This window comes from Pseudoalteromonas sp. NZS71, assembly GCF_015864715.1.
GTDB classification, from domain to species: domain Bacteria; phylum Pseudomonadota; class Gammaproteobacteria; order Enterobacterales; family Alteromonadaceae; genus Pseudoalteromonas; species Pseudoalteromonas arctica.
Map to the genome: position 1 here is coordinate 21693 of NZ_JADYWS010000019.1, position 22861 is coordinate 44553.

Below are 22861 nucleotides of genomic sequence, written 5' to 3' on the forward strand. Positions count from 1 at the left end.
TGATTAAGATTGCGGCTAAGTTTATCAATCTAAGTCTGCTATTGCAGTAAATAATCAAATTTATAGAGTTAATTTAATATATTAAAATGCAACCTGTCTATCGTAATAAGTATCTGATTGATATACTGGAGCTCAAATAGGACATTGAGAATGCAATGAGCAACAAACGACTTTTATTTATTCCAGTATCATCACCAGAAGGCATTGGTGAATATATGCGCTCGTTGTTGTTGGCTCAAAGTTTAAAGGCAGAACTTGCAGATTCTCTCGATATTCACTTTATATTAAATAAGCATACAAGCTACGCAAGAGATTGTCCTTTTGAAGCCACACTACTCGAACACTCAGCGACTAAAGAGCTTGATTTTGTTTGCGACTTTATAGAGCAATTTAAACCTGATGTCGTTGTTTTTGATTGTGCAGGACGTGCAGGGCATATGAAGGCGGCTAAAAAGGTAGGCGCTAAAGTTATATTCATTTCTCAGCATGCAAAAAAACGTGCTAAAGGCTTAAAACTTAACAGAATTAATTTAATTGATACACATTGGGTTGTACAGCCTGATTATTGTATTGAGCCACTTACATGGGCTGAAAGTACGAAGTTAGACATGTTTCCCTTGGCACATCCTCGAAATGTAGGTCCTTTTGTTACATTTGCCTCTTGCGCGCAAAAACGTGATGTTTTAAATCGCTATAACTTAGTATCGGAAGGCTATTTTATTGTAAATGCTGGCTCAGGCGGACATGTATTAAATAACCTTAATTGCGCTGATGTTTACTTTAAAGCCGCGCTTAAAATTACTAAGCACACTGGTTTAAAAGCAGTTGTTGTGTTTGGTCCCAATTATAAGAAAGCCATTCCTGAGAGTGATGAGGTTACTTGTTTAGCAAGTCTGCAAAGTACTGATTTTTTGGCATTAATGAGCCAAGCTAAAATCGCATTACTTAGCGGTGGAGATACTTTACTGCAAGCAATTGCAGTTCAAACCCCCGTTGTGGCATGTGCTATCTCAAAAGATCAAAATACACGTTTGGATCATTGTGTTAATGCAGGTGTTGTCATAAAAGCAAATCTTGATATTGATGAAATAACTACGAAAATAGCTCAGGTTATTAGCGAGCCTTTCTATAATGAATTCGTTGCTAAATATAGTCAACTTGATAATACACATAGCTTCGATGTGATCACTAATGGCATAAAAAATATGCTTATAGGGGATCGCTAATGAATATAGTGATTGTAATTGATTCCCTAGTGGGTGGTGGTGCTGAAAAAGTAATGCTTACTCTTGCTGAGGAAATGGCCAAGTTACAGCACAGAATCACTATTTTGTCTCTTGCTAACTCCATTGAATATAATATCCCTGAAGTACTTAACGTGGAGAGTTTATTCGCACATAGGGCATCAAAAGTAGATCGATTTTGGCAGCGTAAAAATAGCATTTTAACACTACAAACTTGGTTTGAAAAAAAACAAAGCGAGCTGGGCAATATTGATTTAGTGCTTTCTAATCTTGATAGAAGTAATAACTTGCTCGCGCGTAGTAATATCAAAAATGTTCATTTTGTTATTCACAACTCAGTTAATGCAGAACTTGCACGTCAAAAAAAGTTAGGTCCATTTTCATACTTATATCTTAAAAAAAGTAAGCAAAATTTAAATGGTAAATCACTTATTTGCGTATCAAAGGGTGTTGAAAAAGAAATAATACAAGGGGATTTAATTAACCCAAGTGCAATTGCGACTATTTACAACCCGTTCGATTTTGAAAAAATAAGACAGCAAGCAAATGAGCAAAATAACAATATCCCAAATGAGCCCTACTTAATTCATGTAGGAAGACTCGCCAAACAAAAACGCCACGATATATTATTTGCAGCATTTGCAAAGCTTGATAAAAAATACAAGTTAGTACTTTTATGTAATAAACCGGCTAAAGCGCTAAAGCTTGCACAGGAATACGGCATAGAAAAACAGTTAGTAGTGCCAGGATTTCAACAAAACCCGTACAACTGGATTAAGCATGCCAAAGCTTTAGTGTTGGGTTCTGATTTTGAAGGACTTCCAACGGTATTAATTGAGGCTTTAGCGGTGGGTACTCCGGTAGTTAGTACTAATTGTACATTTGGACCAAGCGAGATATTAACAGGCGAGCTAAGTAAATATTTAGTACCCGTTCAGCAAAGTGAGGCATTAGCCAATGCCGTTAAGCAGGTGCTAGCAGATAAGCCAAATGTAGAAAACGCAGATATTCTAAAACAAGTACAGGCAGAGCAGGTTGCTCTGCAGTATTTAGCATTGGCTAACTAAGTTAACTTATATTAGGTTAACTTAGTTAGCGAGTGCTTTGAGGTAGTTGCTATGCAGAGTTTGCCAGTCAGTCGCTTGCCAATTAAATGACTCGTTTCGACCTTGTTCTTTTAAAAATGAGCGCTCAAGACGTGCCATATTACTTTGTTGCCACTGCACATTAGGTGTTTTTATTTCACCTCTATCAAAGTCGATAATATACACATCACCAGTATCATCAAACAAAATGTTATTAATGTTTAAATCGGCGTGATACACACCTTTTGAATGAAATAGCGCGATTGTTTTAGCTATGCCCTCTAACTCATCTTCGGTCAATGGGCGTTCAATTAATATGTCGAGTACACTTTTAGCGCCTTTAACAGCCTCGGTAATAATATCACCACGATAAATTAATCCGCTGCGGGTTACTTTAGCTGCAATAGGGGTTGGTACGTTTAAACCAAGCTCTATAAGTTTACTCATTAAGCTAAACTCTTTATACACACGGGTTTGTTCAAGTCCTGGGTATAAATATTGATCGCTTAGCAATTTACCTACTAAGCCACCGCGCCAATAATGCCTAAGTACGGCTGTTAATTCGTCTTGCTTAAAAAACCACGCAGTTGCTCGACCTTTTTTAGCGCCCACAATTTTATTTTGTTGTTGCCAATAATTTGCATCAAACCAATCGAGGGTAATTTGGCTCGTGTATTTAGGGTGGCTTAATACAGTGTGATTGCCTTGCACGTGTTGTTTAAACATAGCTCTGCGTAATTGCTAAATAATGTGCCTATATTAGCGCGTTTTAAAGCTGAGGATAAGTGCTTGCAATAGCGTGATTATAATTTAAGATCGGCTTTTGTATTTAATACCTAAGGGAATGTGTGACTCAAGCTCCTAACTATTCATCTATTTGTATATTAAGACTCTCAGCCATTGGTGACGTATGTCATGGTGTGAGTGCTGTACAAGCCATTCAAAAAGCACACCCAAATGCAAAAATCACCTGGGTTATTGGTAAAATAGAAGCGATGTTACTTGCCGACTTACCGGGTGTTGAGCTGGTGGTATTTGATAAAAAACAAGGTAAAGCAGCACTTAAAAGCTTAAAGCAACGCTTTAAAGATCAACAGTTTGATGTACTACTTAATATGCAAGTTGCATTAAGGGCTGGGTTTGTAGCGCGTTGTATTCCTGCAAAAGTAAAAATAGGGTTTGATTGGGCGCGTTCAAAAGAATTGCACAGCTTGTTTATTAATAAACGAATAGCCCCAGAAGCTCAGGCGCATGTGCTTGAAGGCTTTAAAGGTTTTGCAAAAGCCATTGGTGTAGCTGATTATAAACCGAGTTGGGACATGCCATATACAGAGCAAGACCAAGCGGTTGCTGATGAACTACTAACACCAGAGTACCTAACTAATAAACTGTTAGTAATATCGCCAGCAGCAAGTAAAGCACAGCGCAATTGGCTCGCTGATTGTTATGCAGCATTGGCTGATTATGCAAATGAGCAAGGCTTTAAGGTGGTATTGACGGGGGGGCCAACAGAACTTGAAATTAACCTAGCAAATAGTATTGTTGAGTATAGTAAAACACCTATTTTAAATTTAGTGGGTAAAACGAAACTCAAAGAGTTGTTGTGCGTGTTAAAGCGTGGCAGCTTAGTGCTTGCGCCCGATACGGGTCCTGCACATATGGCGGTAACGGTTGGTACGCCGGTTATTGGTTTATACGCACATTCAAACCCAGCACGCACAGGTCCTTACTTATACCAAGACTACGTGGTAGAGGTTTATCATCAAAATTTGCTTAAGCAAACTGGTAAAACAGCTGAGCAAGTGCCGTGGGGTACGCGCGTAAAAGGCGATGATTTAATGAGCCAAATTACAGTTGATAACGTAAAAGCGATGTTTGATCATGTTGTACAAAAAGAGTCTTTGTAATGAATGCACAAAAAAAAAATAAAGCACTTTTTTTAGACCGAGATGGCGTAGTAAATGTTGACCATGGTTATGTGTATCAAAGCGATAAATTTGAATTTATTGAAGGTGTTTTTAGTACTTGTAAAGCATTTTATGATGCGGGCTATAAAATCATAATCGTCACTAATCAATCTGGAATTGGCCGAGGTTATTACACCGAAACTGATTTTTTAGCACTAACGCAATGGATGAAAGCTCAATTTAGCGATCACAGTATTGAAGTTGCCGATGTGTACTTTTGCCCTCATCACCCTAAAAAAGCGCACCCTGAATATTTGAAAGAGTGCAGTTGCAGAAAGCCTGCGCCAGGGATGTTATTGCAAGGCATACAAGAGCATAACATCGACCCTGCTTGCAGTATAATGGTGGGCGATAAACTCAGTGATATGCAGGCTGCGAAAAAAGCAGGGATCACTACCCGCGTTTTAGTGCGTTCAGGTCAAAGCTTTGATGAAAGTGCCAAGCAAGAGGCTGATTTAATTATCGATTCTATAAACAGTTTACCTGCACTTTTAAAGACATAAATAGACTAAACAGATTAGCCTGTAAACTGGCAGGAATTCCTTCCAGTTTAAGGCGTTTGCGACGAACTGCAAATCGTGCATTTTCCCCATTAAACTTTTACAATACCCCCCATAATAAACAGTCGCTTAAATGTGGTTGTTTACCCGTTCAAATAAATGGAGAACACAGATGAGAGCATCTGCTTTTTTTAGCCAGCTACAACAGCAAATTGAAGACGTAAAAACCGAAGGTTTGTATAAAAGCGAACGTATTATTAAATCTCAGCAGCAAGCTCAAATCGAAGTTGCGTCAGGTAAAGTAATCAACTTTTGTGCTAATAACTACTTAGGTTTAGCTAATAGCCCAGAGCTAATTGAAGCTGCGCAAAACGGTTTAAATAATCATGGTTTTGGTGTTGCGTCTGTTCGTTTTATTTGTGGTACGCAAGATATTCATAAAACACTAGAGAAAAAAATCAGTGAGTTTTTGGAAACAGAAGACACCATTCTATATTCTTCATGTTTTGATGCAAACACCGGTTTGTTTGAAACTATTTTAGGCGCAGAAGACGCTATTATTTCTGATTCATTAAACCATGCATCAATTATTGATGGTGTACGTTTGTGTAAAGCCAAGCGTTTTCGTTATGCAAATAACGACATGGCTGATCTTGAAAAGCAACTTATTGCAGCAGATGAAGCAGGCGCTAAAACTAAACTAATTGCTACCGATGGCGTGTTTTCTATGGACGGCGTTATTTGTAATTTAGAAGCTGTGTGCGACCTAGCTGATAAATACGATGCACTTGTAATGGTTGATGACTCTCATGCTGTTGGCTTTGTTGGCGAAAACGGTAAAGGTACACCAGAGTACTGTAATGTATTAGACCGTGTAGATATTATTACCGGTACATTAGGTAAAGCGCTAGGCGGTGCATCAGGTGGTTATACATCAGGTAAAAAAGAAATTGTTGAATGGTTACGTCAGCGCTCACGCCCATACTTATTCTCAAACTCATTAGCACCTTCAATTGTTACTGCATCAATTAAAGTACTTGAAATGCTAGAAAATGGCGGCGAGCTTCGCGCTAAACTTTGGTCAAATGCTAAATATTTCCGTGAGCAAATGGAAGCTGTTGGTTTTACGTGTGCAGGTAAAGATCATGCAATTATTCCAGTAATGCTGGGAGATGCCAAAGTAGCCTCGTTAATGGCTGATAAGTTACTTGTTGAAGGTATTTACGTCACCGGTTTTTCATTCCCAGTAGTACCAAAAGGGCAAGCGCGTATTCGTACACAAATTTCAGCGGCGCATAGCATTGAGCAACTCGATATTGCTATTGATGCATTTACCCGTATTGGTAAAGAAATGGGCGTTATTTAATTTTATTTTAAACCGAAGCCTTGCTTCGGTTTTTTAGTTGAGTGTGAATTATGAAAGCATTATCTAAATTAAAAGCAGAACCGGGCATTTGGATGACAGATGCGCCAAAGCCAGAAGTCGGTCATAACGACTTACTGATTAAAATTCGTAAAACAGCTATTTGTGGTACCGACGTACATATTTACAAATGGGATGAATGGGCAAGCAAAACTATTCCTACTCCAATGGTTGTTGGTCACGAATATGTTGGTGAAGTCGTTGATATGGGCCAGGAAGTTCGTGGCTTTAAAGTAGGTGACCGCGTATCGGGTGAAGGTCATATTACGTGTGGGCATTGTCGAAATTGTCGTGCTGGGCGTGTACATTTATGCCGTAATACAACGGGTGTAGGTGTAAACCGTGAAGGTGCATTTGCAGAGTATTTAGTTATTCCTGCATTTAATGCATTTAAAATTCCAGATAACATTTCTGACGAACTGGCTTCTATTTTTGACCCGTTTGGCAATGCAGTTCATACCGCATTATCGTTTGACTTAGTTGGCGAAGATGTACTTATTACTGGTGCAGGCCCAATTGGTATTATGGCAGCAGCGGTTGCAAAACACGTTGGTGCTCGCCACGTCGTTATTACCGACGTGAATGAATACCGCCTAGATTTAGCCCGCAAAATGGGTGCATCACGTGCTGTAAACGTGGCAAGCGAAAAGCTTGAAGATGTAATAAAAGACTTAGGTATGACAGAGGGCTTTGATATTGGTCTTGAGATGTCAGGTGTGCCAAGCGCTTTTAATTCAATGCTTAATAACATGAACCACGGCGGTAAAATTGCCATGCTAGGTATTCCACCATCTGATATGGCGGTTGATTGGAACCAAGTTATTTTTAAAGGTTTAGTGATTAAAGGTATTTACGGTCGCGAAATGTTCGAAACGTGGTACAAAATGGCAAGCTTGATTCAATCTGGTCTTGATTTGAACCCAATTATTACACATCAGTATTCTGTGGATGACTTCCAAGCTGGCTTTGATATGATGATTTCAGGTCAGTCAGGTAAAGTAATTTTAAACTGGGATTAGTTCCTAACTAAATTACAAGAAGGGCGGCTTTAGCCGCCTTTTTTATACTATTAATTAAAGAGACTTCAATGGCATTTAAACACATTTCTATAGCGCAAACGTTAGAACTTCTAGATAAAGAAGACGTTGTAATTGCAGATATTCGAGATCCTAATTCGTATCAAGCTGGTCGTATTCCAGGCTCAGAAGCACTTTCTAACGGTAATATTGCACAATTTATGATGGAAAAAGAATTCGATCAGCCAATTATTATTGTGTGTTACCACGGTATGAGCTCTCAGGGCGCAGCTAGTTATTTAGTTGAGCAAGGTTTTGAAGACGTATACAGCATGGATGGCGGTTTTACTGCTTGGGAAGCGTCTTATAGCGAGAAAGTAGAACGATGATAGAGCTTGGCAGTTTAAATAACCCACGCGCCGCACAAGGCTTTATAGATTATTTAAAAAGCCAAGGCCTAGATGCAAAGATACACTCAGCAGATGGCAGTAATGTCATTATTAGCGTGACTGAGGAGGACTTTCATCAAGTTCAGCCTTTATGGGTTGAGTTTACACAAAACCCTAATCATGAAAAATACCAGCAAGCATCTTGGGATGTAGGCAGCACACAATCGCCGCTTAAATATCAAGGGCAATCACTTAATCTTATGGCGCGGTTTAAAGCGCTTAGCTGGCTTAACCAAACTGTTAGCATATTGAGTATTGTTATTTATGTCGCTTTTTTATTGGGTGGATTTGATGAAATTTATACAGTTCTGCAATTTAATCCATCACAACCACTAAGCTGGCTAACTCCCGCGCTTGTGCATTTTAGCGCGATCCATATTGTGTTTAATTTAATTTGGTGGATGTCGCTTGGCGACAATATCGAAAAGCAATGCGGAAAACTCAGCTTAATAGGTTTGTTTTTAGTGACTGCGCTTATTAGTAATTGGGCGCAATACCTAATGGTTGGTCCCAACTTTGGCGGTTTGAGTGGCGTAGTATATGGGTTACTTGGTTTTTGTTGGATTCATAGCTTTTTAAATCCGAACAAACCTGCACTGGTTAGTACGGCTATTGTTGGTTTTATGTTGATTTGGTTAGTGCTTGGGTTTGCAGATGTATTGTTTGTAGGTATGGCTAATTGGGCGCACTTAGGTGGATTAGTTAGCGGTATGGCTTTTGCCTACACCGCCAAAGTATTTAACGCAAAACGTTAAATACTAATGATATAAATATTTAGTGAACAAGACTTCACGGATGATCTCTTGTCCTGTTTCTTCTTTTAAGAGGCTTTTTAGTTTTTCGGCGCACTTTGCGCGTATTTCTTCACGGCCAGTAAGGGATTTTATTTTTTCTTCTGGCTCTTTAGATAAAATCTCTACTAGGGCATCACGTAGTAATGGCGTGTGGTGCTCTACTACTGCAATATCTGAAGTGTCATTAAGCATTAAATCAATAGTTACACGTACATAGCCCATTTTTTTACTTGATGCGCCAATGTAGTTGGTGATTATATCGGGCTCAAAACCAAAATAACCAACTGTAGATTCAGCACGAGCTGTAAAGCTTATGACACTGACAAAGAACGTAAAAAGACCTGCGTATACTATTTTTTTCATATTTAAAGCGTTTCTTAAAACTTGTTACAAATAGTTTATACTTAATAGTGGGTAATAAACAGCGCCAAGCTATTATTTATGGTTATAAAACATCACTTTTTCAAAAGCTTTGGCAATGGTATCATCTCGTTGTTTTTTATTTTGTTGAGCTATTGTGATTACTTATCCTCTGTCTATATCTGCTAATTGGCAGTCCACTTCATATGTAAGTGACTTATCTCCTCTAGAGCAAGAATGGCTTTTTGAACCTAATTCTTTAACTGCTAAATTAAAAAGTAAATCACAAATTTTTAGTGTAAGAGTATTAAGCGAGCAGTTATTTACTTTAAGTCTAGAGCAAAAGTTATTACTAAACTGTAGCGCTAAAACAGCTATTAATAGAGAAGTACTCTTATTGTGCGATAACAAACCTGTGGTATACGCACAGAGCTGGCTTCCTAAAAATGATTCGATCAATCCTTTGCACAATATGGGTGAACGACCTCTTGGTGATGTGATTTTTCAAGACCCAGCACTAAAACGAACGGATATAGAAATTGCTTATTTTGATGCCAAGCACCCCGTTCAGCTATTAGTTGCAAAATTAAACCTACCCGAAAAAAACTTACTAGGGCGTCGAAGTGTATTTTCACTCAAAGAATATAAATTTTTAGTGTGTGAAGTGTTTTTACCAGGAGCATATTTATACTCATGAAATTAGCCGCTTTAAAGCCAAAACATATTTCTTACTATATACAGCTAATGCGTATAGATAAGCCCATTGGTACCTTGTTATTACTTTGGCCAACATACTGGGCTTTATGGCTTGCTAATAGTGGGATGCCGAGCTTACTTAACTTTATTATATTTACGCTGGGCGTTGTTGTTATGCGAAGTGCAGGGTGTGTAATTAATGATTTTGCAGATAGGAAAATAGACGGCTCTGTAAAACGCACAGCTCAGCGGCCGCTAGCTTCAGGGCGGGTTAGTAGTGGTGAGGCACTTAGCCTATTTTTACTACTCATAGTTATTGCGTTTATTTTAGTATTAATGCTTAGCGTTAATACTATTTTGCTTTCTTTTGGTGCTTTGGCTTTAGCCTTTTGCTACCCTTTTATGAAACGCTATACACAATTACCACAAGTTGTTTTAGGGGCTGCATTTGGTTGGTCTATTCCAATGGCCTATATGGCTTCAATAAATGCATTACCGCAGCAGGCATGGTTATTATTTATAGCCAACATTTGCTGGACAGTCGCTTATGACACTATGTATGCGATGGTTGATAGAGATGACGATTTAAAAATAGGGGTAAAATCAACCGCTATTTTATTTGGTAAATTCGACCGCCACATAATCTTTTTACTTAATGCTGTATTTATAGCGCTGGTTGCGTTTATTGGTATAAGTAATCATTTAAGTGTCGCGTTTGGCGTTGGTTTGAGTGTAGCAGCTGGTTTATTGGCATATCAACAAACGCTTATTCATAAACGTGAAAGAGATGCCTGCTTTAAAGCATTTTTAAATAATCATTATGTGGGCTTGGCTATCTTTATAGGGTTATTACTTTCATACCCAATAGCATTTTAAAGCCTTAATAAAGGCTGTTAAAATTCTCTATTTAGAGCTATCGGGGTGGATCAATAATGCCGCTAATAGAGGCATTTTTTCTAAACCATCCAGCAATAGAATAGCGTTCGTCAACTGCAGGAAGCACTTCATGAGCAAAACGTTCGCTTTCAAACATAACCAATGTGCCAGCAGTTGGTTTAATGGTTATTTCTACTTCTTTACTTTTAGGTTTATATATAACAAGTTCGCCACCTTGCTCTGGCGTATTTAAATAAAGCACCGTTGTAAATACACGATTAGATCGACCTTTAAATGCATCTAAGTGTTTTTTGTAAAAATCACCCTGTGTATATTTTGCATAATGGCATTCGTAGTCAAATAGCCCCATAAAAAAGCTACGATTTAACGTGGTTTTTATACTTTGCATTATTGCTTGATACGTAAGCTGTGCTTGAGAGCTGCCGTCAAACCAATAGGTTTTGTCAGTGCGAATAGTTTTATCTATTTGTAAGTTATTTAATCGACCAATACCGGCAAGGCTAAAGTGGGGGTTTATACGGTGACAATCTGCAACTAAATCGTTAACTAAATCGGCAATAAGCGCGTTATGAATTACGGTGTATCCTTGGCGTTCTATATCATCTAAATAGACATCAGGACCAAAAAGTGTGTTCATTCACATCAGCTGTTTAAAAAAGGTGCGACAGTGTAGCCGAAAAGCGATTTAAAGCTACTGTTTATTGTGCCGCACTTTTTCAAAAAGAAGGGTTAGTTAAATGCAGCTCCCGCCTTTTTTATAAGCGACAACAAGTGTTCTACATGTTCGGTAATAGACGTTTGTTGGCTTGTTTGTACAACGAGTTGTTCGTGATTTAAATCTTTATTTGTTTTTAGTTGCACGAGTTCAGAGTTCTCTGCGATTGTGTTTGCATGCTCAATGCTTGCAATAGCAAAGTGATCTGATTTAACTACACCAGCCATTACTTGCTCAATGCTACCCACTTTAATACTTGATGATTTATTTAAAGAATCAATTGCTTCATTAAGCATAGTTTGCACTTGTTTAGATTGAGAGAAGCAGCCAAACATAGGGTAGCTATCAAGATTTTGCTTACTTATATCGTTTTTATGTGCAAGAGGGTGATTTTTTGAAACAAATAATACAAGCTGATCAGGTAAGTGAATGTCACTGCCAATACTATTAATAGCTTGAGAGTATACACTTATGTCTATTTCACCTTGTTGGAGTCTGCGTGTTAGCTCTTGTTGATCTTGTAACTGCATTTCAATTTTTATATGAGGATATTGAGCTAAAAACTGTCCACAAGAAATAGGTACTATGCTGCTTGCCTTATTGGTATAGCCAATAACAAGTTTTTCATTAGCATTACCGTTTACTGATTGAAAAATCCGTTTTTTCGTTAGCTCAAGTTCCGATAGAGTCGTTTTAGCATATTCAAGGAAAAGTTCGCCTTCAGGCGTTAATTTAACAGAACGAGTTGAGCGTTTTACTAACTCATATCCCATTTCATTTTCAAGTGTTTGAATGCTGCGCGTTAGCGCTGAAGTACTAATTTGGGTTTGTTCAGCTGCTTGTCTAAAGTGACGTAATACACCAAGTGCTACAAATTGCTCTAATTGTTCAAATCTCACTTTATAGTCCCTTTTTATAAGTAAGTCGCAGATACCACGGATATCAAATATATTAATTTTTATTCTAAAGTTTAGTAAAATTATATATTGAAATACGGTTGCAAGTTCATACGTGTTTCCAGCAGGATACCCCCCTTTTAGTATTAATTAAAGAGGAAAGCGACCAAATAGTATTACTTTTTTAATTGATAACTAGTTGTTTATTGTGTTTTGTCTATATTTTTGCAATTTACTATCTAGGCAAAGTTATTTTAACTCAGTGGGTTAGTTAGGAGATTGGAATTTAATTGTTCTAATTAATAAAAAAGTACGCCCCAAAATAGGGCGCACATATAACATGATTATGACAAATAATAGGGTGTTTTATCTATAAGAGTTTATTTTACAAAATTTCTATTTATTCGGCTGCTTAATGGTTTATTTTCAATGCTTTGTAGTTCTATTTCAATCGCATCACAGGAAATATGTATTTCGAATAAAGACGTTAATAACGATAAACTTAAGCAAGCTAAGCTAATGCCAAATAAAATAATCCCTGTGGTATTAAATTCAATAAATAAAGCAAACATCGAAAATGTACACAGTAAAAAAGAGGCTACGCCGTATACCTGCATTGTTCTTATTAAGTTTATTCGTTTACGTAAGTTAGTGATTTGAGCGACTACAACAGGTCGGATAGATTCACCTTCGCGCGCATTTAACTCCCTAATTAATTGCGCTAAAACTAAAAATCGGTTTGTATAGGCTAATAATAGCAGCGATATGGCCGGAAAAAGTAAGCCCGGGGTTGTAAGTGTCATGTTTATTCCTTAAAAGTGCAGCATGCTAATAATTTAGCGTAGGATATTGTTAACACAAAATAAATGAGGTGAATATTGCAAAATATTAATAATAAAAATTCAACTGATAGCTCTTTTCAATGGGTTACAATTTATAAAGCCGAAAATACCCTTGAAGCTAATATTATTAAAGGTTTAATACAAACCAGTGGCATTGAATGCAAAATAAAAGGTGAGATGCTCCAAGGCGCATTGGGAGAAATTCCATTTGATCAAGCACAAGTTAGTGTGCAGGTTTATGCGATAAAAGAGCGCCATGCGCGCCAAATATTGTTAAACTATCAACAAGTAAAACAATCCGCTCCAGATTGGGTATGCCCTAACTGTAATGAGCATAATGGATCAACATTTGATTTTTGTTGGTCGTGTGAGACGTTAAAGAATGACTAAAGCAAATAATTTTCAGCGTATTAGAGAGCTTAACTATTTACAAAAAGCTGTTTTAGCAAGTGCTTTAATAGAGCGAATGCTGCCAAATTACGGTTTATTTAGCGAAGCAACGGGGTTTGGTGATGAAACCTTACTTCGTAATTCGCTTAATGTTTGTTGGGAAAAAATATTACTGCCTAAAAGTAAAATAGATCTCGAAAAACAAGTTGAAAAAATAGAACCGAATGTTCCTGAACTTGCTGATTTTGATATGTTTGGTACTTACCCTGCTATTGATGCTGCAACGTCTTTACTTAGCTTAATGCATGGTTTAATGGCGCAAGATGAGCAAGAGTTCATTAGTGTCAGTAAAATATCTCAAGCAACAGTGGCTCGCTTTATTGAATATCAAATGACGGTTGAAGGTGAGGTTGCAGATAACACAGCAGTTAGAGAGCATCCATTAATGCAATACGAAATTGAAGTATTAGGTGAGCTAATTGATTTTGTAGAAAATATGGGGCGTATTACCTCTGATAGCGTGAAGGCACTTAAAAAGTTTGCCCTAGAAGATGGCCAAACAAATATTGGCCTTACGTTATAAAAACAGCGAAGTGAAATTTTAAAGGCAGGAGAAGTACAGTGCGAATTTTAGGCATTGAATCGTCATGTGATGAAACAGGTATTGCAATATACGATGACGAAAAAGGCTTGTTAGCTCATCAATTATACAGCCAGGTAAAAGTACACGCTGATTATGGCGGTGTAGTACCGGAACTTGCATCGCGCGATCATGTTCGTAAAACGCTACCACTTATAGACGCAGCTTTTGCACAAGCGGGTTGCGGCCCAGAAGATTTAGACGGTATTGCTTATACTGCAGGCCCAGGTTTAGTTGGAGCATTGTTGGTAGGTACTTCTATTGGTCGTTCATTAGCATACGGTTGGGATATTCCAGCTGTTGCTGTTCATCATATGGAAGGGCATTTACTTGCTCCGATGCTTGAAGAAAATATTCCTGAGTTTCCGTTTATTGCATTGCTTGTATCGGGCGGTCATACCATGATGGTTAAAGTAGCGGGTATTGGACAATACGAAGTACTAGGTGAGTCAGTTGATGATGCCGCAGGCGAAGCCTTTGATAAAACGGCTAAGTTACTTGGTCTTGACTACCCTGGAGGTCCGCGCTTAGCCAAAATGGCCGAACAAGGCGTTGCGAAGCGCTTTATTTTTCCTCGCCCGATGACCGACAAACCAGGTCTTGATTTTAGTTTTAGTGGTTTAAAAACTGCAGCATCAATCACTATTCGTGAAAATGACGATGACGATCAAACTAAAGCTGATATAGCGCATGCATTTCAAACAGCGGTTATTGATACGCTGGTTATTAAGTGCAAGCGAGCGCTTAAACAAACAGGTATTAAGCGTTTAGTAATCGCCGGTGGCGTAAGTGCAAATACCCAGCTTCGACTGCAGCTTGAACGCGTAATGAAAGGTATGAAAGGCGAAGTTTTTTATCCGCGTACTGAATTTTGTACCGACAACGGTGCAATGATTGCTTATGCAGGAATGCAACGTTTAAAAGCAGGGCAATTTGCCACGCTTGATATGAAAACAAAACCTCGTTGGCCTATAGATAGCCTTGAGCCGATTTAATGACTCATATTTTAGATATTTTTGTTTTCATCAGTGGGTGCTTTTTTAGCGCCTACTTTTGGTTCTTCCCCACTAAATAATCGAATAATATTAGTACGGTGACGAAATATAATTAACAGCGTGATAAAAGTAACTGGAAGAGTATAAAGTGGTTTTATTAGCCATGTATATAAGGGCGCTAAAGATACAGCTACAAGCGCCGCAAGTGATGAATAGCGTGTTATTGCCACTATAACCAGCCATGTACAAACAAGTAAACCCGCCAATGATAAGCCAATAGGTAATAATGAGCCAAATGCCGTTGCTACGGCTTTACCGCCTTTGAAGCTAAAAAATAGTGGGTACATATGGCCTAAGCAAGCTGCTACAGCGACTAAACCAAGCTCTAAAGGTTCAACTTCTAAAAAATAAGCTCCCCATACTGGAATAGTGCCTTTTAAAATATCAAACACTAAAACCAAGCAAGCCGGAAATGCTCCGCCTAATCTATAAACATTTGTAGCCCCTGGGTTGTTAGAACCGCTATTACGAGGGTCAGGGAGTTTGAACAACCGCGACACTAAAATAGCCGACGAAATCGACCCAAGTAAATAAGCTAAAACAAACATTAAAGTGGCTAACACACGCTTCCTTATTTTTTAATTGCTATACCAATTGATAGTACTTTTAAGCTATTATTGGCAGCAAAATTTATCGTGAAAATTATTAACAGGCTATTTAATAGCTAGTTTGGTTATTTTGCTATTGTAGAAGTTATTTTCACATATTTAAACACTGGCTAAACCATATACAGTATTAATTTTATTGATGCTTTGTATAGTTGCTTAGTCGTTTGTTGTTATTTGGAGTATCAATGGATAAGGTTTTTATATCTCAATTGCACGTCGACACTATTATTGGAGTGTACGACTTTGAAAAAGAAAGTAAACAGAGCCTTTATTTTGATATTGAAATGCTTAGTGATATTAAGCCTGCAGCCGAAAATGACGATATTAATTTAGCACTGGATTATTCAAAAGTAAGCGAACGCGTTATTAAGCACTGCACTGCAAAACCTGTTGAGTTGCTAGAGACTTTGGTTGAGCAGTTGGCTGAGATTATTTTAAGCGAGTTTAATACGCCACAAGTTACTATAAGAGTAAGTAAACCTGCAGCAGTAGCACAAGCACAAACTGTGGGTGTTGAAATTACACGTGTTAAGGCAACTGACTAAATGGCTCAAATTTATATCAGCCTAGGGTCAAATATAAATAAAGCGCATTATATACAATGTGCATTAATTGCACTTAAGCAGCACTTTGAGCACATTGTGCACTCGTCTGTTTTTGAAAGTGAAGCAGTTGGGTTTGCTGGCAATAATTTTTATAATTCAGTAGTTGGTGCTACAACTGATATGTCGCTTGCTGATGTATGCGCTTTATTAAAAAAAATAGAGCGTGATAATGGGCGTACAGCGAACGATAAAAAATTTAGTCCACGAACGCTCGATTTAGATTTACTGTTTTATGATGATGTAACTTGCGATTCCCCAGCGCAATTACCACGTGATGAAATAACTAAAAATGCATTTGTATTACAACCTCTGAGTGAGGTTGCCCCAGATTTTTATCATCCTGTAGCTAAGCAAACGATTGCGCAGTTATGGAATGAATATAATAACCCTCAACAAAAGCTATGGAAGGTGGAGTTTTCTAACCTATGAGTATTATCGAAATAATTATTTTAGCCCTCATACAGGGATTTACTGAGTTTTTACCAATATCGAGTTCTGCGCATTTAATTCTCCCATCGCAAATTTTAGGCTGGGAAGATCAAGGGCTTGCGTTTGACGTAGCAGTACATGTTGGTACTTTAATAGCCGTTGTTATTTATTTTCGTAAAGAAGTAGTAGATATACTAAGCGCATGGTTTAAATCTTTTGGTAAGCAAGGCACTACCGATGACAGTAAATTAGGCTGGTGGATTATACTAGGTACAGTGCCTGCCGCTATTTTAGGTTTACTTTTAAAAGACTTTATTGAGTTATATTTGCGAAGCGCTTGGGTAATTGCTACTACCACGATTGTATTTGGTTTATTGCTTTGGTACGCGGATGCAAAAGGGAAACAAATTAAAACTATTTATCAGCTCAATTGGAAAACGGCACTTATCATTGGTTTCGCACAAGCTGTTGCAATGATCCCGGGTACTTCTCGATCAGGTATCACGATGACCGCTGGTTTAATGTTGGGTATGAATAAGCAAAGCGCAGCGCGTTTTTCGTTTTTACTAGCGATTCCGATTATTTCTATGATGGGGCTTTATTATATTGCAGAGCTTGCACTGGGTGACCATGTAGTTGATTGGAATACATTATTACTTGGTGTGGTGCTATCGTTTTTATCGGCTTATGCATGTATATTTATGTTTTTAAAAGTAATAGAGCGAATGGGTATGTTGCCATTTGTAATATATCGTTTATTACTCGGTGTCGGTTTGATTGTATTTTTAACGCTATAAACAAACTTAATTAGTAAAACCAAAAAAAGCACCTTTAGGTGCTTTTTTTAGTTTTAAACTCAGCTTATAAATTTAATAAATAAGCTTCAATAAATCGGCGTTGGTTAGCGGCTTTTGGCGCTGTTTTAAATATAAGTGTATTACCATTTTTACGTAGTTTTAGCTCATTAGTAAATTTACATTCGATAGCATTGAACTGAGCTATGTCGTTTTTAAAACTTTGGTCTTTTTCGCACATGTATGCCATTTCGTTTGCAACTTGTGCACAAAATGAACCCACTGGATATTCTTTTAGGTTTTCATCATCAATGCTTTCCCAATCAACATTGGTATTTATTTTTAATCCGCATTGCTTATCTATTTCGCTATTAGCGGCAGCTATATTTTTTTGTTGATACCCTAAATGCTTTTCACGATTAAACTTCGCTAGTTTAGCTTGAGTACCTTTATTTAATTGTTGATCGTATTGCGCTTTTAAGTCTTCAACAATGGCAGGGTTTGACTCTTCTTTTTTTGATAAGTAAATTCCATCACGAGTGTCTGGAATATAAAGATTGTAAGAGCAACAGCGGTAGCCTTCCTCAACACTTACTAAACTTCTTTGTGTACCATCGTAAGTATATTTGTAAGCTTTATTACTACCATGAGGTTTTAAATCGGTTAAAAATACAATCCCATCAATATCATGGTTTATGCCTGTTACTTTAACTAAAGCTTGTTTTTTATCTGTTGTTGGGGCAATAACAACATTAACGCCTTCGCCCGAACTTAATTCTATTGGGTACTTAGCAAATTCCAAAGCAAAGCTTTTTTGACTAAGTAAAATACAGGCTATAAAGAATAGTTTTTTCATATTAAGTCCTTTTTAAGTTTTAAAGTTATACAGCAAGCTGGTTTATAACATTGATAATAATTGATTAAAAGCAATACAGGGTAGGTGAACGTGCCTATTTTTTGATTTTTAGCGTTTAAAAAACTAATTAACGTGTTTTTGGCACGAGTGAATTGTGCAGACGTACATAGTAACTAAGCACGAATTTTGGCATTATAGAGCCATTAAACTTTGCATAGCTGTAAAGTGAGCATACGATTTAAGGAAAGTATATGCATATACATATTTTGGGCATTTGTGGCACGTTTATGGGTGGCATTGCAGCCATTGCTAAATCATTAGGTCATAAAGTAACGGGTTCTGATCAAAACGTTTACCCACCAATGAGTACGCAACTTGAAGAGCTTGGCATTGAACTGACTCAAGGCTACGACGTATCTCAATTAGAGCCAAAACCAGATATGGTAGTTATCGGTAATGCAATGAGCCGTGGTAACCCGTGTGTTGAATATGTGCTTGATAAAGGCCTGCCTTATACATCTGGCCCTGAATGGCTTAAACATAACCTATTACAAAACTCGTGGGTACTTGCTGTAGCCGGTACACATGGTAAAACAACCACAGCAAGTATGCTTGCGTGGGTTTTAGAGTACGCAGGTTTAAAACCAGGGTTTTTAATTGGCGGCATAGTCCAAAATTTTGGTGTATCGGCCAAAGTAGGTGAAACGCCATTTTTTGTTATTGAAGCCGATGAATACGACACAGCTTTTTTTGATAAGCGCAGTAAGTTTGTCCATTACCTTCCGCGTACACTTATATTAAATAATCTTGAATTCGATCACGCTGATATTTTCGAAGATTTAAACGCAATAAAAAAACAATTTCATCACTTAATGCGTACATTACCTCAAAGCGGCAAGGTAATTTGGCCTAAGCAAGACGTAGCGCTTAATGACGTAATAGCACAAGGGCTTTGGAGCGAAAGCGAAACGCTCGGTGATGACTGGGGCTATGAATTAATAAAAGCCGATGGTAGTGAGTTTAATGTACTTTTAAATAACGAAAAGCAGGGCACTGTTTGCTGGCAAGCAATAGGCGAGCATAACGTTAAAAATGCAATTATGACTATCGCAGCAGCGCGCCATGTGGGTATAGCTGTTGATCATAGTATTGATGCCTTAGGAGAATTTATTAGCCCTAAAAGGCGTATGGAGCTCAAGGCTGATATAAATAATATTAAAGTGTATGACGATTTTGCGCATCACCCAACAGCAATTAAAACTACGCTTGCAGGACTGCGCGCAAAAGTAGGCGATGAAAAAATTATCGCTATTTTAGAGCCGCGCTCAAACACAATGAAAATGGGTGTGCATCAATATACATTATTAGATTCACTGCGTGATGCTGACGACGTACTACTTTTTGAACCAGAGAATCTAAATTGGTCGCTAAAAGAGCAAGCAGATAAAGCGGGTATGCAGTGCTTTAGCAGCACACAAACAATTATTGATACGGTGCTTGAAAATATTGAGCCTAATCAACATATTTTAATTATGAGCAATGGCGGTTTTAATGGCCTTCATCAACACCTTGTTGATGGTTTAGCTGATAAATACAGCGGAGAATAGTGTGCAATTTAAAGATAGAATTACGCTCGCTTTTAGCGGTGCATCAGGTGCGCCTTATGGTTTAAGGTTACTTGAAGTATTGCTTGAACAGCAATTTCAAGTTTACGTACTTATCTCAAGTGCAGCGCGAGTGGTGCTTGATACAGAATCAAATATTAAGCTCTCTGGTAATGAAGATAAAGCCACTGAGCAGTTAAGTACGCTGTTTAATGCTAAATCTGGGCAGTTAAAAGTATACGGTAAAGATAACTGGTTTAGCCCTGTGGCTTCGGGCTCTGCTGCACCTAAAAAAATGGTGGTATGTCCATGCAGTGCTGGGTCGGTTTCTGCAATTGCAGTAGGGGCGTCAGATAACTTATTAGAGCGCGCCGCTGATGTGGTAATTAAAGAACGCGGACAGTTAATTTTAGTGCCGCGCGAAACACCGTTTAACGAAATTCATTTAGAAAACATGCTTAAGTTATCTCGTTTAGGGGTGACCATAATGCCAGCAGCGCCTGGCTTTTATCATAAGCCACAAAGTATTGAAGACTTAGTTGATTTTATGGTGGCGAGAATTTTAGATCATTTAAATATTGAACATAACCTAACAAAACGTTGGGGTTATGGTGAGGGTAAGTAATGAATAAGCAAAATATTGCTTTAAATATAGAAGGCCTTACCAAGGTTTATAAAAATGGTGTTGAGGCTATTAAAGGCGTTGATTTACAAGTTAAAGAGGGCGACTTTTTCGCTTTACTTGGTCCAAACGGAGCAGGTAAATCAACCACTATTGGTGTTATTTCGTCACTTGTTAATAAAACAAAAGGCAAGGTAGAAGTATTCGGTTGTAATATTGATACTGATTTAGAAGCTGCAAAAGCGCATTTAGGCTTAGTGCCGCAAGAGTTTAACTTTAGTCAGTTTGAAACACTTAGCCAAATACTTGTTAACCAAGCCGGTTATTATGGTGTGCCACGTGGCGAAGCCCATAAACGTGCTGATAAGTACTTAGCGCAGCTTGGCTTACTTGAGAAAAAAGACAAACAAGCACGTACGCTTTCAGGCGGTATGAAACGCCGATTAATGATTGCGCGTGCCCTTATGCACGAACCTAAGTTGCTAATACTTGATGAGCCAACAGCGGGGGTAGACATAGAACTTCGTCGTTCAATGTGGGATTTTTTACGCCAAATAAATGAGCAAGGCGTTACTATTATTTTAACTACGCATTACCTTGAAGAAGCAGAGTTACTGTGTAAAAACATCGCCATAATCGATAATGGCCGAATTGTTGAAAACACGACCATTAAAGCACTGCTTGCAAAGCTTGATAAAGAAACCTTTATTTTAGATTTAAAAATGCCAGCAAACCCTGTCACGCTTGAAGGTTATAAATTTACCATGACGGACGATCACACTGTTGAAGTGGAAGTCGCTAAGTCTCAAGGCTTAAATGCGGTTTTTAGTGCATTAACAACTCAAGGTAATACTGTATTGAGTATGCGAAATAAAGCAAACAGATTAGAAGAGTTATTTGTTGGATTACTAGAGCAAGGGCGGGGCGAATAAATGTTTAAATATGGCGTAGCCTTAAAGAGTTTGTGGATCAAAGAGTGTATTCGTTTTTTACGTATTTGGGTGCAAACTTTAGTACCGCCAGCAATTACGATGAGCTTATATTTTGTTATTTTTGGTAACTTAATTGGTTCACGCATAGGCGACATGGGCGGCTTTAGTTATATGGAGTTTATTGTACCTGGCCTTATAATGATGTCGGTCATTACTAATTCCTATTCCAACGTAGCCTCTAGTTTTTACTCAACAAAGTTTCAAAAAAGCATTGAAGAGCTTTTAGTTGCACCTGTACCTAACTACATCATTGTTCTAGGTTATATGGGTGGCGGTATGACGCGCGGTATTATGGTGGGCTTTATAGTTACCTGTGTATCGTTATTATTTGTTGATATTCAAATTCATAATATTTTTGTAATTATGGCGACGGTTATTTTAACCTCAGCTGTGTTTGCTTTAGGTGGTTTAATAAATGCAATTTACGCAAACAGCTTTGACGATATAAGCATTATCCCCACCTTCATACTAACGCCACTAACTTACTTAGGCGGTGTATTTTATTCAATTACGTTGCTGCCTGAATTTTGGCAGAATGTATCACAAATCAACCCTATAATTTATATGGTTAACGCATTTCGTTATGGCTTTTTAGGTGTGTCGGATGTTGATTTGAGCGTGGCTCTTGGGGTTATTTTAGTATTTATAACAGCGTTATTTACATTAGCGCTTACATTGATCAAAAAAGGTGTGGGGCTAAGACACTAATGAGTGATGCAAATTCACGTAGTATTGTATCTAATCAAGCGGGTATTCACGAAAAGCTTGATGAAATAGTAAATAAGCACTTAGATGCTGAATTTAAAAAGCCAATTGCAGCGCATACCCAAGCCGCATTTGACGAGGTTAATGCTAAAGTACAAGCCTTTAGTGGCCCGCTTATTTTAGACTCTTGTTGTGGCGTAGGTGAAAGCTCAGCTAACTTAGCTAAGCGCCACCCTGATGCACTTATAATTGGTATTGATAAATCGTCGCACCGATTAGATAAGCACGATGTTGAATATAAGCAAACCGACAGTGGTCAGTACATTTTAGTGCAAGCAGACTTAAACGACTTTTGGCGTTTAGCGGTTGCTGCTAATTGGCAACCTACACACCATTATTTGTTGTATCCAAACCCGTGGCCTAAATCTAAGCATATTCGTAGGCGCTGGCATGGCGCAGCTATTTTTCCATTTATCGTTAAGTTAGGTGGAAAATTAGAAGTGCGCAGCAATTGGGATATTTACGTTAAGGAGTTTGCTCGGGCGCTTGAATTAACAGGCAACCCTTGCGATGTAACGCTTTATGAGTCAGACGATGCCATTACGCCTTTTGAGCGTAAATACTGGGCCAGTGGCCAGCAAAGCCACCGACTCGTTATTAACTTACCTCGCTAAAGT

The 22861-nt window shown here is 38.0% G+C and carries 28 protein-coding genes; 21 read left to right on the forward strand and 7 right to left on the reverse strand.

Annotation, left to right across the window (positions count from 1 at the left end):
• The first annotated feature begins 155 nt into the window (after nucleotides 1-155).
• Nucleotides 156-1226 (forward strand): hypothetical protein, encoded by a 1071-nt coding sequence (locus I6E85_RS13390; RefSeq protein WP_101217698.1) that lies wholly within the window; start codon nucleotides 156-158, stop codon nucleotides 1224-1226.
• Nucleotides 1226-2311: a glycosyltransferase gene (locus I6E85_RS13395; RefSeq protein WP_197237009.1), complete on the forward strand. Its 1086-nt coding sequence runs from the start codon at nucleotides 1226-1228 to the stop codon at nucleotides 2309-2311. The genes I6E85_RS13390 and I6E85_RS13395 overlap by 1 nt, the downstream gene beginning before the upstream one ends.
• A gap of 21 nt (nucleotides 2312-2332) precedes the next feature.
• Here I6E85_RS13395 and I6E85_RS13400 read toward each other — a convergent pair whose 3' ends face one another.
• On the reverse strand, nucleotides 2333-3055 hold the full coding sequence (locus I6E85_RS13400) for a 3-deoxy-D-manno-octulosonic acid kinase (RefSeq protein ID WP_197237010.1): 723 nt from the start codon (nucleotides 3053-3055) through the stop codon (nucleotides 2333-2335).
• 122 nt (nucleotides 3056-3177) lie between these two features.
• On the opposite strand from I6E85_RS13400, the gene I6E85_RS13405 reads away from it, so the two are divergent.
• The 6 genes from I6E85_RS13405 (at nucleotide 3178) to glpG (ending at nucleotide 8439) form a co-directional block, all read left to right on the forward strand.
• Entirely contained in the window at nucleotides 3178-4236 is a 1059-nt protein-coding gene (locus I6E85_RS13405; RefSeq protein ID WP_007584713.1) for a glycosyltransferase family 9 protein, read from the forward strand.
• On the forward strand, nucleotides 4236-4799 hold the full coding sequence (gene gmhB, locus I6E85_RS13410) for a D-glycero-beta-D-manno-heptose 1,7-bisphosphate 7-phosphatase (RefSeq protein WP_007584714.1): 564 nt from the start codon (nucleotides 4236-4238) through the stop codon (nucleotides 4797-4799). The genes I6E85_RS13405 and gmhB overlap by 1 nt, the downstream gene beginning before the upstream one ends.
• A gap of 169 nt (nucleotides 4800-4968) precedes the next feature.
• A complete protein-coding gene (locus tag I6E85_RS13415; protein WP_010554396.1) occupies nucleotides 4969-6162 on the forward strand; it encodes a glycine C-acetyltransferase in 1194 nt (397 codons plus the stop codon).
• A gap of 50 nt (nucleotides 6163-6212) precedes the next feature.
• Nucleotides 6213-7238: an L-threonine 3-dehydrogenase gene (gene tdh, locus I6E85_RS13420; RefSeq protein WP_007584716.1), complete on the forward strand. Its 1026-nt coding sequence runs from the start codon at nucleotides 6213-6215 to the stop codon at nucleotides 7236-7238.
• Nucleotides 7239-7306: 68 nt separating this feature from the next.
• Nucleotides 7307-7624, forward strand: coding sequence for a thiosulfate sulfurtransferase GlpE (gene glpE / locus I6E85_RS13425; RefSeq protein ID WP_007584717.1), 318 nt, complete (start codon nucleotides 7307-7309; stop codon nucleotides 7622-7624).
• Nucleotides 7621-8439, forward strand: coding sequence for a rhomboid family intramembrane serine protease GlpG (gene glpG, locus I6E85_RS13430; RefSeq protein ID WP_024591461.1), 819 nt, complete (start codon nucleotides 7621-7623; stop codon nucleotides 8437-8439). The genes glpE and glpG overlap by 4 nt, the downstream gene beginning before the upstream one ends.
• A 3-nt stretch (nucleotides 8440-8442) precedes the next feature.
• Here glpG and I6E85_RS13435 read toward each other — a convergent pair whose 3' ends face one another.
• Entirely contained in the window at nucleotides 8443-8841 is a 399-nt protein-coding gene (locus tag I6E85_RS13435) for a flagellar basal body-associated protein FliL (RefSeq protein WP_007584719.1), read from the reverse strand.
• A gap of 154 nt (nucleotides 8842-8995) precedes the next feature.
• Here I6E85_RS13435 and I6E85_RS13440 point away from each other — a divergent pair, with 154 nt between their 5' ends.
• Both I6E85_RS13440 and ubiA read left to right on the forward strand, forming a co-directional pair.
• Complete coding sequence (locus I6E85_RS13440; protein WP_101164177.1) at nucleotides 8996-9535, forward strand: chorismate lyase; 540 nt, start codon at nucleotides 8996-8998, stop codon at nucleotides 9533-9535.
• Complete coding sequence (ubiA, locus tag I6E85_RS13445) at nucleotides 9532-10410, forward strand: 4-hydroxybenzoate octaprenyltransferase (protein ID WP_007584721.1); 879 nt, start codon at nucleotides 9532-9534, stop codon at nucleotides 10408-10410. Before I6E85_RS13440 ends, ubiA begins: the two co-directional genes overlap by 4 nt.
• Before the next feature lie 37 nt (nucleotides 10411-10447).
• Here the strand turns inward: ubiA and I6E85_RS13450 are convergent, their stop codons facing one another.
• The 3 genes from I6E85_RS13450 to I6E85_RS13460 all read right to left on the reverse strand — a co-directional run bounded on the left by I6E85_RS13450 (nucleotide 10448) and on the right by I6E85_RS13460 (nucleotide 12845).
• A complete protein-coding gene (locus I6E85_RS13450) occupies nucleotides 10448-11068 on the reverse strand; it encodes a 2OG-Fe(II) oxygenase (protein ID WP_007584723.1) in 621 nt (206 codons plus the stop codon).
• Nucleotides 11069-11160: 92 nt separating this feature from the next.
• A complete protein-coding gene (locus I6E85_RS13455) occupies nucleotides 11161-12045 on the reverse strand; it encodes a LysR substrate-binding domain-containing protein (RefSeq protein ID WP_007584725.1) in 885 nt (294 codons plus the stop codon).
• A gap of 377 nt (nucleotides 12046-12422) precedes the next feature.
• On the reverse strand, nucleotides 12423-12845 hold the full coding sequence (locus I6E85_RS13460; protein ID WP_007584730.1) for a DUF2721 domain-containing protein: 423 nt from the start codon (nucleotides 12843-12845) through the stop codon (nucleotides 12423-12425).
• Between the two features lie 75 nt (nucleotides 12846-12920).
• Here I6E85_RS13460 and I6E85_RS13465 point away from each other — a divergent pair, with 75 nt between their 5' ends.
• Genes I6E85_RS13465 through tsaD form a run of 3 tightly spaced genes read left to right on the forward strand, consistent with a single transcriptional unit; the run spans nucleotide 12921 to nucleotide 14909 of the window.
• Nucleotides 12921-13274, forward strand: coding sequence for a DUF2007 domain-containing protein (locus I6E85_RS13465; protein WP_007584731.1), 354 nt, complete (start codon nucleotides 12921-12923; stop codon nucleotides 13272-13274).
• Nucleotides 13267-13857: a YjaG family protein gene (locus tag I6E85_RS13470; protein ID WP_007584732.1), complete on the forward strand. Its 591-nt coding sequence runs from the start codon at nucleotides 13267-13269 to the stop codon at nucleotides 13855-13857. Before I6E85_RS13465 ends, I6E85_RS13470 begins: the two co-directional genes overlap by 8 nt.
• Before the next feature lie 38 nt (nucleotides 13858-13895).
• Nucleotides 13896-14909, forward strand: a complete 1014-nt coding sequence (gene tsaD, locus I6E85_RS13475; RefSeq protein WP_007584734.1) for a tRNA (adenosine(37)-N6)-threonylcarbamoyltransferase complex transferase subunit TsaD — start codon at nucleotides 13896-13898, stop codon at nucleotides 14907-14909.
• Between the two features lie 11 nt (nucleotides 14910-14920).
• On the opposite strand, the gene plsY is transcribed toward tsaD, so the two are convergent.
• Nucleotides 14921-15532: a glycerol-3-phosphate 1-O-acyltransferase PlsY gene (gene plsY / locus I6E85_RS13480; protein WP_007584736.1), complete on the reverse strand. Its 612-nt coding sequence runs from the start codon at nucleotides 15530-15532 to the stop codon at nucleotides 14921-14923.
• A gap of 230 nt (nucleotides 15533-15762) precedes the next feature.
• Here plsY and folB point away from each other — a divergent pair, with 230 nt between their 5' ends.
• From folB to I6E85_RS13495, 3 genes are read left to right on the forward strand one after another with little or no spacing between them, the layout of a single operon-like run.
• Nucleotides 15763-16122: a dihydroneopterin aldolase gene (folB, locus tag I6E85_RS13485; protein WP_007584738.1), complete on the forward strand. Its 360-nt coding sequence runs from the start codon at nucleotides 15763-15765 to the stop codon at nucleotides 16120-16122.
• Nucleotides 16123-16611, forward strand: coding sequence for a 2-amino-4-hydroxy-6-hydroxymethyldihydropteridine diphosphokinase (gene folK, locus I6E85_RS13490; protein WP_101217705.1), 489 nt, complete (start codon nucleotides 16123-16125; stop codon nucleotides 16609-16611). It abuts the gene before it with no gap.
• Nucleotides 16608-17408 (forward strand): undecaprenyl-diphosphate phosphatase, encoded by an 801-nt coding sequence (locus tag I6E85_RS13495; protein WP_007584742.1) that lies wholly within the window; start codon nucleotides 16608-16610, stop codon nucleotides 17406-17408. The genes folK and I6E85_RS13495 overlap by 4 nt, the downstream gene beginning before the upstream one ends.
• Nucleotides 17409-17472: 64 nt before the next feature.
• On the opposite strand, the gene I6E85_RS13500 is transcribed toward I6E85_RS13495, so the two are convergent.
• On the reverse strand, nucleotides 17473-18261 hold the full coding sequence (locus I6E85_RS13500) for a hypothetical protein (RefSeq protein ID WP_007584744.1): 789 nt from the start codon (nucleotides 18259-18261) through the stop codon (nucleotides 17473-17475).
• A 251-nt stretch (nucleotides 18262-18512) separates the two neighbouring features.
• Here I6E85_RS13500 and mpl point away from each other — a divergent pair, with 251 nt between their 5' ends.
• From mpl to I6E85_RS13525, 5 genes are read left to right on the forward strand one after another with little or no spacing between them, the layout of a single operon-like run.
• Nucleotides 18513-19868: a UDP-N-acetylmuramate:L-alanyl-gamma-D-glutamyl-meso-diaminopimelate ligase gene (gene mpl / locus I6E85_RS13505; RefSeq protein ID WP_165722913.1), complete on the forward strand. Its 1356-nt coding sequence runs from the start codon at nucleotides 18513-18515 to the stop codon at nucleotides 19866-19868.
• A 1-nt stretch (nucleotide 19869) separates the two neighbouring features.
• Nucleotides 19870-20490 carry a flavin prenyltransferase UbiX gene (locus I6E85_RS13510; protein WP_007584746.1) on the forward strand — a complete coding sequence of 207 codons (621 nt, stop codon included), beginning with the start codon at nucleotides 19870-19872 and terminating at the stop codon, nucleotides 20488-20490.
• Nucleotides 20490-21419 carry an ABC transporter ATP-binding protein gene (locus I6E85_RS13515; protein ID WP_007584747.1) on the forward strand — a complete coding sequence of 310 codons (930 nt, stop codon included), beginning with the start codon at nucleotides 20490-20492 and terminating at the stop codon, nucleotides 21417-21419. The genes I6E85_RS13510 and I6E85_RS13515 overlap by 1 nt, the downstream gene beginning before the upstream one ends.
• Nucleotides 21420-22187, forward strand: a complete 768-nt coding sequence (locus I6E85_RS13520; protein ID WP_007584748.1) for an ABC transporter permease — start codon at nucleotides 21420-21422, stop codon at nucleotides 22185-22187.
• On the forward strand, nucleotides 22187-22858 hold the full coding sequence (locus I6E85_RS13525; protein WP_007584750.1) for a tRNA (guanosine(46)-N(7))-methyltransferase TrmB: 672 nt from the start codon (nucleotides 22187-22189) through the stop codon (nucleotides 22856-22858). The genes I6E85_RS13520 and I6E85_RS13525 overlap by 1 nt, the downstream gene beginning before the upstream one ends.
• The last annotated feature ends 3 nt before the right edge of the window (nucleotides 22859-22861 follow it).